The sequence below is a fragment of the Streptococcus sp. genome (genome assembly GCF_032481935.1).
GTDB lineage: Bacteria > Bacillota > Bacilli > Lactobacillales > Streptococcaceae > Streptococcus.
The window spans coordinates 1-9,761 of the sequence record NZ_JAWERU010000050.1 but is presented as its reverse complement, the minus strand read 5'-3'; the positions used below and the strand labels follow the sequence as shown (position 1 = coordinate 9,761).

Below are 9,761 nucleotides of genomic sequence, written 5' to 3'. Positions count from 1 at the left end.
CGAATTTTCATCGCTCTGAATATAAAAATGGAGAGGACAACGATTGTCCTCTCCAGATGTTAGCTTTTATTCAACCCACTACAGTTGACAAAGAGCCCTATTTGATTGATATTAAAATGGAAGTTCCTCTTCTTCCAAGACCAAATCTGCTAAGTCTTGTCCTGCATTATTTTCACGCATAGCACGTTGGGCGCGGCTTTCTAAGAGTTGGAAACCTGTACAGAGAACTTCTGTTACATAGTTGGTCTGGCCATTCTTCTCAAACTTACGGGTACGAAGTTCCCCATCAACAGAAATGAGACTGCCTTTGCTACCATAACTTGCCAAGGTTTCAGCCAATTTGCCCCAGACCACAATATTGATGAAGTCTGCTTCACGTTCCCCGTTTTGGTCTTTGTAACGACGGTTCACTGCAATCGTTGCTCGTGCAACGGACTTATCATTGTTGGTTTTGTGCAATTCTGGTGTAGACGTCAAACGTCCGATCATAATAACTTTATTATACATTTTTTCATCCTCCTACTTATCTATTCGAAGGAAATCAAAAAAAGTTATAAAATTTGTAACTTTTTTCAAATAATGTTAATCTCTGTGAATCATAAATCCAGTTGCTTGTTGATTGGCCATGATGGTCATATCTGTAATTTGCACACGACGTGGCTGACTGGTCACATAAACTACAGCATCTGCGATGTCTTGTGCCTGCAAGGCTTCGAGTCCCTGATAGACCGTTGCAGCCCGTTCCTCATCTCCATGGAAACGGACCTTAGAAAAGTCAGTCTCTACAATACCAGGCTGAATGGTTGTCACCTTGATATCCGTTGCGATGGTATCAATCCGTAGTCCATCTGAAAAGGTTTTGACTGCAGCCTTGGTTGCTGAATAGACTGCTGCACCAGCGTAAGCGTAAATACCTGCGGTTGAACCCATATTAATGATATGGCCTTGATTTGCAGTCACCATAGAAGGCAAGAGACAACGAGTGACTGCCATCAAGCCCTTGACATTGGTATCCAGCATGGTCAGCATATCCAACTCTTCATAGTCCTGATAGGGTGCTAAACCTAAAGCAAGTCCAGCGTTATTGACCAAGATATCAATCCGTCCTACAGTTTCTAGAATTTCTGAACAAACAGTTTTAACCATTGTCATATCGGTCACATCAAGGGGAAAGGTCCAAACTTTTTGATTTGGAAAGGCTTCTGCGAACTCAGTTTTGAGAGCTTCAAGTCTTTCTGTTCGACGTCCTGTGAGAACAATATTTTCACCTTTTTCTAGATAGGCACGCGCGATTGCTTCCCCAATACCTGATGTTGCACCTGTGATCACAACATTTTTTGCCATCTTACTTTCTCCTATCTAACTGAACAAATTTAAGCTGTCCAGTGTTTAGACGGATCGAATGGAGTTCCAACAACTTGGTCTTCGGACAATTCAATGACACCACGCTTTTGTGGAGCATTTGGCAAATGCAATTCACGAGGACTGCACATCATCCCAAAACTCTTTTCACCACGAAGTTCCCCTGGGAAAATGAGATTCCCTTTTGGCATCATAGCTCCTGGAAGAGCTACAATGGTTTTCAAACCAAGACGCGCATTTGGAGCACCTGCCACGATTTGCACTGTCTTATCATTTCCAACAGCAACTTGACAGATGTTCAAGTGATCACTATCTGGATGTGCCACCATCTCGACAATTTCACCAACCACAAATTTCGGTTCCTTGTCATTGATAATCTCTTCGGTAAAATCTTGAGCTTTCAATTCTTGGTTCAAACGAGCTACTTGGTCGTCTGTCAAGAATACTTGACCACGTTCCTCAATTTCGAATAAGCTAGAAACTTCAAAAATATTCCAAGCAACAGTTTCACCTGTTTCCTTTAGGAAAACACGCGCCACATTGCCTTTACGTTCAACATCTAGTTTGGCATCGCCACTGTTTTTCACGATGACCATAAGGACATCACCAACATGTTCTTTGTTATATGTAAAAATCATTCTTTCTTTTCTCCTATTTTAATCCTGCTAAAAAGTCGTTAATTTGTTCTTTGGTTTTACGGTCACGATTGACAAAGCGTCCAATCTCCTTGTCCTTATCTAAGACAACAAGACTTGGAATCCCGTAAACATCCCAAAGTTTGGCTAAGTCCATGTACTCATCACGGTCTACTCGTATAAAGGTAAACTCTGGATTTGACTCTTCAATCTCTGGCAAAGCAGGGTAGATATAACGACAATCGCCACACCAATCCGCAACAAAAAGGAAGACCTTCTTGCCATCCTGTTCAACTAGATTAGCTAGTTCTTCCAAACTATGAGGAATTATCATAAGACTTCCTCCTCATAGATGAGATCTTCATCTTCATAGACAAAGGTATAGTGACGACCATCCTCAAAAATGACACCACCAACGAGACGCTCTAAGCTACTTTCGTAGACTTGGACATAGAGAGTCGCTATCTCACCCATCTCTGAAAAGGAGTCACGCACAATAGCGGTCAACTCTTCCTGCGTTTTCATGAGTTTGTGGTCATCGGCTACTTTCTTAGCTCCAAAAGCAAGTGCTCCGAGGCCTACCACTGCCAAACCTGTTTTAATGATATTTTTCGTTTTCATGCTAACATTGTAACACAAAAAGATAAGTAGGACAAATCGTGAATGCTATTTTCGTTTGAACTATAGTGCCTCATTTCAAGAAATATTGATTCCTATCTCCTCCTATGGTACAATACCTCAAAGTAATGATTTACTTATCCATAAAATTCTAAGGAGACTCTATATGAACAAATAAAGTTATTTTGACGGGGATTACTCAGCTTTATCGGGCACTCGATCGTCGCTTTTTTCATCATCGCCTTAACTCTAGGAATTGCCACACCTTGGGCCGTTTGTTTTATGCAAGATTGGAAAGTCCGACATACTGTCATCGATGGTCAACGTTTATATTTTGATGGAACTGGCGCCCAGTTATTTGGAAATTGGATCAAATGGTTCTTACTGACGATTATCACTCTTGGAATCTATTCATTTTGGTTAAAAATAAAAACAGAACAATGGATTACCAAGCATACCCATCATATGTAAAAAGTGCGGTTTATAGACCACACTTTTTTTATAGCTCTTAATAATGTCTCTCACCAAATAAACCTTCTGGTAAATCATGGAAATCCTTGCCTGCCTTAAAATTTTCAAATTTGCCTAGCAAGAACTGGTAGGCATCCAAGCGGCTTTCATAGCGAATCATGGCATCTTTAGCACGCTCATCTTGGTCTTCTTCATAGACTTTTTGGCTTTCCTTGAGCGCCATATCATTAATCATGATCTGGGTATTGACCCAGGCTTCAAATTCCTTCATAAATTCTTGTTCGTAACTCATTTTTTCTCCTTATTCTAATCCACGGAAATAGTCTGTATCAATCTCACGGTAAGGCTGGATATCCTGAACATACTCCAATACACCTTGAAATTCTCCATTTTCATCGTGTACTGCAGCATAGGTGATATGGACAAACTTACCTCGTGACTCGGAATTGAACCACATCTCGTACTTGTCCTTGACCCCGTCACGAAGACCTTTCATAATGGTCTTTACCTTATCAAGGTACTTGGGCGGATGACATAGTTCAACATTGCGCCCGACTTGAGACGGTGTCCGCTTGAAAATCATCTCATCCGCTGGTGTATTGTTATTATAATACTGGAAGATATCATCCTTATTAACAAAGGTAATCTCCATAGGCAGGTGATTAAGGATAAGATTTGCCTGCTCAACTGAGAGATAGCCATTGCCAAAGGCCTGTTGGCTATTGCGATCTAGCACCGTTTCCTTTTCCTTAGGTGTAAAAGTGATGGTAAACTGCCCTTCTGGCGTATCGATAACCTTCTGAACTTGGCCTTCTACAGTTTCTGGCTGACTTGGTTCTTCTACACTTTTCTTCTCACCAAAGCTTTTACGTTCAGGTACCCATTTCTCAGATGGTCGGATGATAGCATAGCCATAAGCATCACTTTCCTCAGCAATCTGAATCCAATCATCCTGGGTAAAGGATTCTAGTAGAATCATGAGGAGGATAGATTCTTCCTTGAAAATCATACTCTCAAATTCAGTCGCAAAAGCTTCAAAAGTTTCCTTTACAATGCTAATGGACACTTCTGGCAATGACTTGGTTGACGCTAAAGCTGTTTGAAAGAGTTCCCTGATCTGGTCATCCACTCCCCACATAACTTTTGGTGGCGAATCATGTCCGTAACGCTCCATAATAGGAAAGAAGAGCTCTTCCTTGCGCTGGTAGTGACGGTCAAATTGACCTACAAGTCCCATCTGCCGAACCAAACCCTTACGCATCTCCGCAAGCATTTCCTCGTCTTCCATAGACTCATATGTATCTAATAATCTACGAACACGAATCAAGGCAGCACGAAGGGCTAGATTTTCATCTTTAAAAACACGGACAGGATGACCTGGATGCTCGGTATCTTCAACTTCTACGCCCTTAACAGCATTTTTAAAAAGATTGGCATGGACATCACAGAGCTCCATGACATCTTCAAAGGTTACGCCTGAGTCAGAGTTCATCAACTCGTGCTCCATAAGGGAAATCTCAATAGCAGATACACCTGTAAAGGTTGCATCAAAGCGCTCCTGAACGGATTCAGGGGAGGCTCCATTATGTAATTCTAATAAAATATCCCGTAGGACATGAATTCGTTCATCTGCCATTAGTCTAATCCAATCACTTCGTAACCATTTGCTTCCAGTGTGCGTACAATCTTGTCCATAGGAGTTCCCTCCAGCTTAGACCCCTGTTTGAGCGATACTTTTCGTCCGACTGTATTTCGCATCAAGGGATTTGCAAGAGGTTTAAAACCAAGTTCTACTAGGATATCCAAAACTTCTGGATGCTTGTCCACCACTTCAGCAACAGGAATAGATACATCAATGATATTGTCCATCATAACCTCCATCATTTTCTCTAACAGTTTTTTCTTTTTTATTATACCACAAGGGCAAAGATTAAAAAACTAGCAGTAGAAGACTTGCTAGTTTATTTCGTATCACTTCATTATTTCTAATTATATAGACTCTTCCTAGTAAAACCTCAAAGTCTTATCCTTACCATGATCATCAGAGAAGTTTGAAAAACCAGTCTATGATCTTGAAAAGAATCTTATAGAACAGTAATTGGAAGGCGAAAGAGACTAAAAACCAGAGAATTTTTATCAGACCGACAATTGGTGTTATAAAAAGAAGAGTGAAGAGCTTCCAAAAAGATTTCATTCTTTATCCTCCGGCTTCATCAACCAAGTAGCTGTATCCATAAGCTTATCTACGAGAAGTAATTTTCCTAAACTTACTACTGTGTTTTCATCTTTTTTTATGGTTTCTGCAACTTTTAAAGCTTGCCTTGTAAGAAGATAATTACCGTAGGTTTTGGCCAGTATTGTTATGATCCCCATGTCATTCTCCTTCGATGATTTCAACCTCTTTTTGGATAGTGGCAACATCTCTTTGATATTGTGCTTCATCGTAGTTAATCAATTTGGACAATTCTTTTTGCAATCTTTCTCCCATAGGTTTCATGGTCGCAAAAGTTAAGCCACCTGATAGGACTCCACCTAAAATAGGAATAACTTTCCCCATCCCCTTAGCCAATCCTCCCTTGGTCAGATTCACTCCAAAGATTTTCAGAACTTTTTCCAAAATTGGATACCAAAGAGTCTTTGTCAAAGCCTTTTTGTTTACAATTTTCATCACTTGCTTAGCAACTGTAACCCCACCAGAACGAAGTAGAGCGCCCGCACCATTTACCCCCAACATCACTCCCAGATAGAGCAAAAGGGTATTTTTAGCTTCTTCGCTCAGCTCATTTCGCGAAGCCCAGAGATCATCATAGCCGTAAATATAGCCTAGCTCCTGGGCTAGTTTTAATGAAAATGCGTAAAACTGGGCTACATCTGTCGGAATGGTAACCGCCATGGCAATACCTCCAGGCAAACCTGCTAAAACAGATGTTCCACTTGCCAGTAAAACATTATCTTTAATACAGGCATTGGCCACTTGATCTAAGGTTTCCTGAGGTAATAAAGCTGTCGGCCCTTCTTCCAATAATCTTGGAATATCCTTTGAAGCCACTTTCTTAGAGAATTTATCCATTAAAAATTTTGACCGGTTCACTTTGACGACAGGAAGTTTTACTACCTGTTGCAACACTTGCATCGCCACATCTTCTTTAGCCATCTCTATCTCCGTTTTTCATTCGTATCAAGCTTTATCTTATCATATTTATGGAATAAATGATATTTCCAAGATTTATTTTCTTGATTTCTACTCATCTAATCTGACTAGACAATGACCTACTTATAGACACACAAAAAAGAGGGGTGCCCCTCTTTCTGCTTAATTTTTATCCAGATTGCGTAGCATCTCGTCAATCTTGTTTCCATATTCGATGGATTCGTCTTTGACGAAAGTTAAGTCTGGAATTTTGTACAATTTCAAATTGCGACCAAGTTCACGTTTGATGGTGCCAGTTGCTTTTTCAAGCCCGACTTGAGCTTTCTGATTATCTGAGGCAAGATTACTCAAAATAGTGTAGTAAACCTTAGCCATAGATAAATCACCTAGCATCTGAACATCAGTGATAGTCACACCTTGGACACGCGGATCACGGACTTTCTTTTGCAAAATCTCATTGACTTCGCGCTTGATCTCCATGCCCACACGATCCGTACGGAAATGATTTGCCATATTTCTTCCTTTCTCTCAATTGAACCAAAAGCTAGGCCAGCAGACCTAGCTATTTTTAAACTTATTGATTTTCAATTCAAATTGAAACGAAGTTCAATTTGAACTCATCTGCTTCTTTCGCCGTGGTGAAAGTTATGGAACTGCATTAGCGGTTTCATAACAGGGGATTTTTGAGACTCTAGGCTCAAAAATAAGCAATGAAACCATCGGTTTGCGTGCGTCTTTCGCCACTTAAGAAAGGAGCAAAAAATTATCTCTTGATTTCTTCCATGATATAAGCTTCAATCACATCATCCATCTTAAGATCATTGTAGCCGTCAATCATGAGACCACCTTCACGGCCGTTTGTAACTTCTTTAACGTCATCTTTATAGTGTTTCAAGCTAGCTAGGGCACCATCGTAAATAACGACACCATCACGGATGACACGGACTTTAGAGTCACGGGTAACTTTACCGCTGGTAACCATAAATCCACCGATTGTTCCCACTTTAGATACCTTGAAGGTTTCTCGGATGATCGCTTCACCAATAATTTTTTCTTTAAATTCTGGGTCAAGCATCCCTTTCATGGCTTCTTCCATCTCTTCAATAACCTTGTAAATGATACTGTGGAGACGGATTTCTACATCGTCAGCTTCTGCTTGTTGACGAGCTTGTGGTGTAGGACGCACATTGAAACCAACGATAAAGGCATTTGAAGCCTCGGCAAGAGTCACGTCAGATTCATTGATAGCACCAACTGCTGAGTGAACAATGGTTACTTTAACGCCTTCCACATCAATCTTTTGAAGTGATGCAGAGAGAGCTTCAACAGAACCTTGTACGTCGGCTTTGATGATGACGTTAACTGACTTGAGTTCTCCTGCTTTAAGGGTATCAAAGAGGTTTTCAAGGCTAACACGTTGAGTAGCTTGACGTTGCTTCATAAGAGCACGTTTGGCACGTTCTTCACCAGCTGCACGCGCAGATTTTTCATCTTCGTAAACAGCAAAGTGGTCACCCGCCATTGGCGCTTCGTTCAAACCAGTGATCGATACTGGTGTTGATGGGCCTGCGACCTTCACACGACGTCCGAGGTCGTTGGTCATAGCACGGACACGTCCGAAAGTATTTCCGACAACGATTGGATCTTGAACGTTCAAAGTACCTTGTTGGACAAGGAGGGTCGCAACTGCACCTTTTCCTTTATCCAAACGAGCTTCAATAACAGTACCAATGGCACGAACTGTTGGATCTGCTTTGAGCTCTTGAATTTCAGCCACAAGTAGAACAGTTTCCAAGAGTTCATCGATATTTTGGTTGAACTTGGCTGAGATTTCTACGAACTCAGAATCTCCACCCCAAGCTGTTGACATAACACCATGTTCAGCCAATTCACCGATCACACGTTCTGGGTTAGCACCTGGTTTATCGATTTTGTTGATAGCTACGATGATTGGAACATTAGCCGCTTTTGAGTGGTTGATGGCTTCGATAGTCTGAGGCATTACCCCGTCATCTGCCGCTACAACCAAGATGGTAATATCGGTAACAGAAGCACCACGCGCACGCATAGAAGTAAAGGCCGCGTGTCCTGGTGTATCAAGGAAGGTAATCTTCTTCCCATTTTCTTCAATCTGATAGGCACCGATATGCTGAGTGATACCACCGGCTTCTCCCGTAGCAACACGAGAATTACGAAGGGTATCCAAAAGGGTTGTTTTACCATGGTCAACGTGTCCCATGATCGTTACAACTGGTGGACGTTCTACGAGTTCATCTTCATTGAGATAACCCTCTTCAGCAAAGAAACGTTCGATATCAGCATTGTCCACTTCAACCTTTTGTTTAGCTTCAATACCGTAATCTACCATGAGGAGTTCGATTGTTTCACCGTCCAAGGACTGGTTTTGTGTCGCCATCACACCCATCATGAAGAGTTTCTTAACAATCTCAGCTGGTTCGCGTTTGATACGTTTTGCGATTTCCGCAACGGTCATACCATCTGTATATTCAAATTCTGTTGGCAATTCATGGAACTTACGCTCTGTAACAGGTTTTGGTGCCTGATTACGGTTGTTTTGCTTATTGCCTTTTTTATTCTTTTTGTTATTGTTCCAGTTACTATTTCTTTGATTTCTCACTTGATTTTGACTACTTCGATTCTTTTGTTGTTTTCTAGGACCATCTTCTTCGTGATCGTAATCATCACGATCTTTGTCTGGTCGGGCTTGTTTCTTACGACGTGTATCCACTACAGGTTCTTTAGCTGCAGGAGCTACTTCAACCACTGGTTGAACTGGCTGCGCTTGTTCAGCTAACTTAGCAGCTTCTTCAAAGATTTCCTCAGGTTCCTTGCGTTTGTTTGCTTGAGCCAAGGCTTCTTTGGCAGCTTGAGACTGCTTGAAGCGTTCCTCACTTGAACGAGCATATTCTGCATTTTGCTCTGCTTTTAGAGCAGCTGCACGGGCTTTAAAGTCAATGCGTGGGCCTGCTTGATTTGGATGTTTGTCCTCTTGCTGACGGCGATCATTCCCACGATTTTGCTGACCTTGTTGTTTTTTACCTTGATCATTGAATCGACGGTTGTCACGATTGCCTTGACCTTGTTTGCCACCATTACGGTTATCATTTTTTTGACGATTCCCATTTTGCTGGTGGTCACGGTTATTACCCTTATTTTGCTTGCGTCGTTCAGCCTGCTCTTTTGCACGTGCTTCACGCTCAGCCTTAAAGTTTCGACTCTGTGGTTTTGCTGGTGCCACTTTTTCTTCTTTAGGGGCAACAGCTGCTGCTGGTTTTGCCTCTTCCTTAGTGACAACTGGTTTTGGAGCCACAGGTTTCGATTCTACCTTTGGAGCAGGAGCAGGTTTAAAACTTGCTACGATTTTTGAAGCAGCTGCTTCCTCCACACTTGATGAGTGGCTTTTTACATCCAAGCCCAACTCTTTTGCACGCGCTACAACTTCTTTACTTTCTTTTCCAAGTTCTTTTGCGATTTCGTACAATCTTTTCTTAGACAAATCATGT

Annotated in this window: 13 protein-coding genes; 1 reads left to right on the top strand and 12 read right to left on the bottom strand. The window is 41.5% G+C overall.

The window, feature by feature from the left end; translation table 11 throughout:
- Positions 1-111: 111 nt before the first annotated feature.
- The 5 genes from E7C97_RS08325 to E7C97_RS08305 all read right to left on the bottom strand — a co-directional run bounded on the left by E7C97_RS08325 (position 112) and on the right by E7C97_RS08305 (position 2,618).
- A complete protein-coding gene (locus E7C97_RS08325) occupies positions 112-507 on the bottom strand; it encodes a single-stranded DNA-binding protein (RefSeq protein WP_000282453.1) in 396 nt (131 codons plus the stop codon).
- 75 nt (positions 508-582) lie between these two features.
- Positions 583-1,344 (bottom strand): SDR family NAD(P)-dependent oxidoreductase, encoded by a 762-nt coding sequence (locus E7C97_RS08320; RefSeq protein ID WP_316108852.1) that lies wholly within the window; start codon positions 1,342-1,344, stop codon positions 583-585.
- A 29-nt stretch (positions 1,345-1,373) separates the two neighbouring features.
- Complete coding sequence (gene ytpR / locus E7C97_RS08315; protein WP_316108851.1) at positions 1,374-2,000, bottom strand: YtpR family tRNA-binding protein; 627 nt, start codon at positions 1,998-2,000, stop codon at positions 1,374-1,376.
- 13 nt (positions 2,001-2,013) lie between these two features.
- Entirely contained in the window at positions 2,014-2,331 is a 318-nt protein-coding gene (locus E7C97_RS08310) for a thioredoxin family protein (RefSeq protein ID WP_316108850.1), read from the bottom strand.
- Entirely contained in the window at positions 2,328-2,618 is a 291-nt protein-coding gene (locus E7C97_RS08305; RefSeq protein ID WP_316108849.1) for a DUF4651 domain-containing protein, read from the bottom strand. The genes E7C97_RS08310 and E7C97_RS08305 overlap by 4 nt, the downstream gene beginning before the upstream one ends.
- A gap of 204 nt (positions 2,619-2,822) precedes the next feature.
- On the opposite strand from E7C97_RS08305, the gene E7C97_RS08300 reads away from it, so the two are divergent.
- The gene (locus tag E7C97_RS08300) at positions 2,823-3,086 is read left to right on the top strand and encodes a DUF898 family protein (RefSeq protein WP_311522644.1); all 264 of its coding nucleotides are present in this window, start codon (positions 2,823-2,825) and stop codon (positions 3,084-3,086) included.
- A gap of 37 nt (positions 3,087-3,123) precedes the next feature.
- On the opposite strand, the gene E7C97_RS08295 is transcribed toward E7C97_RS08300, so the two are convergent.
- The 7 genes from E7C97_RS08295 to infB form a co-directional block, all read right to left on the bottom strand.
- Entirely contained in the window at positions 3,124-3,378 is a 255-nt protein-coding gene (locus E7C97_RS08295) for a DUF1912 family protein (protein ID WP_049527031.1), read from the bottom strand.
- Between the two features lie 9 nt (positions 3,379-3,387).
- Entirely contained in the window at positions 3,388-4,722 is a 1,335-nt protein-coding gene (locus E7C97_RS08290; protein ID WP_316108847.1) for a DUF438 domain-containing protein, read from the bottom strand.
- The gene (locus E7C97_RS08285; protein WP_000368732.1) at positions 4,722-4,955 is read right to left on the bottom strand and encodes a DUF1858 domain-containing protein; all 234 of its coding nucleotides are present in this window, start codon (positions 4,953-4,955) and stop codon (positions 4,722-4,724) included. Before E7C97_RS08285 ends, E7C97_RS08290 begins: the two co-directional genes overlap by 1 nt.
- Before the next feature lie 321 nt (positions 4,956-5,276).
- Positions 5,277-5,459, bottom strand: coding sequence for a hypothetical protein (locus E7C97_RS08280; RefSeq protein ID WP_060955308.1), 183 nt, complete (start codon positions 5,457-5,459; stop codon positions 5,277-5,279).
- A gap of 1 nt (position 5,460) precedes the next feature.
- The gene (locus E7C97_RS08275; protein WP_316108846.1) at positions 5,461-6,240 is read right to left on the bottom strand and encodes a hypothetical protein; all 780 of its coding nucleotides are present in this window, start codon (positions 6,238-6,240) and stop codon (positions 5,461-5,463) included.
- A 159-nt stretch (positions 6,241-6,399) separates the two neighbouring features.
- Positions 6,400-6,750, bottom strand: a complete 351-nt coding sequence (rbfA, locus tag E7C97_RS08270) for a 30S ribosome-binding factor RbfA (protein WP_001273596.1) — start codon at positions 6,748-6,750, stop codon at positions 6,400-6,402.
- 250 nt (positions 6,751-7,000) lie between these two features.
- On the bottom strand, positions 7,001-9,754 hold the full coding sequence (gene infB, locus E7C97_RS08265) for a translation initiation factor IF-2 (protein WP_316108855.1): 2,754 nt from the start codon (positions 9,752-9,754) through the stop codon (positions 7,001-7,003).
- Between the last annotated feature and the right edge of the window lie 7 nt (positions 9,755-9,761).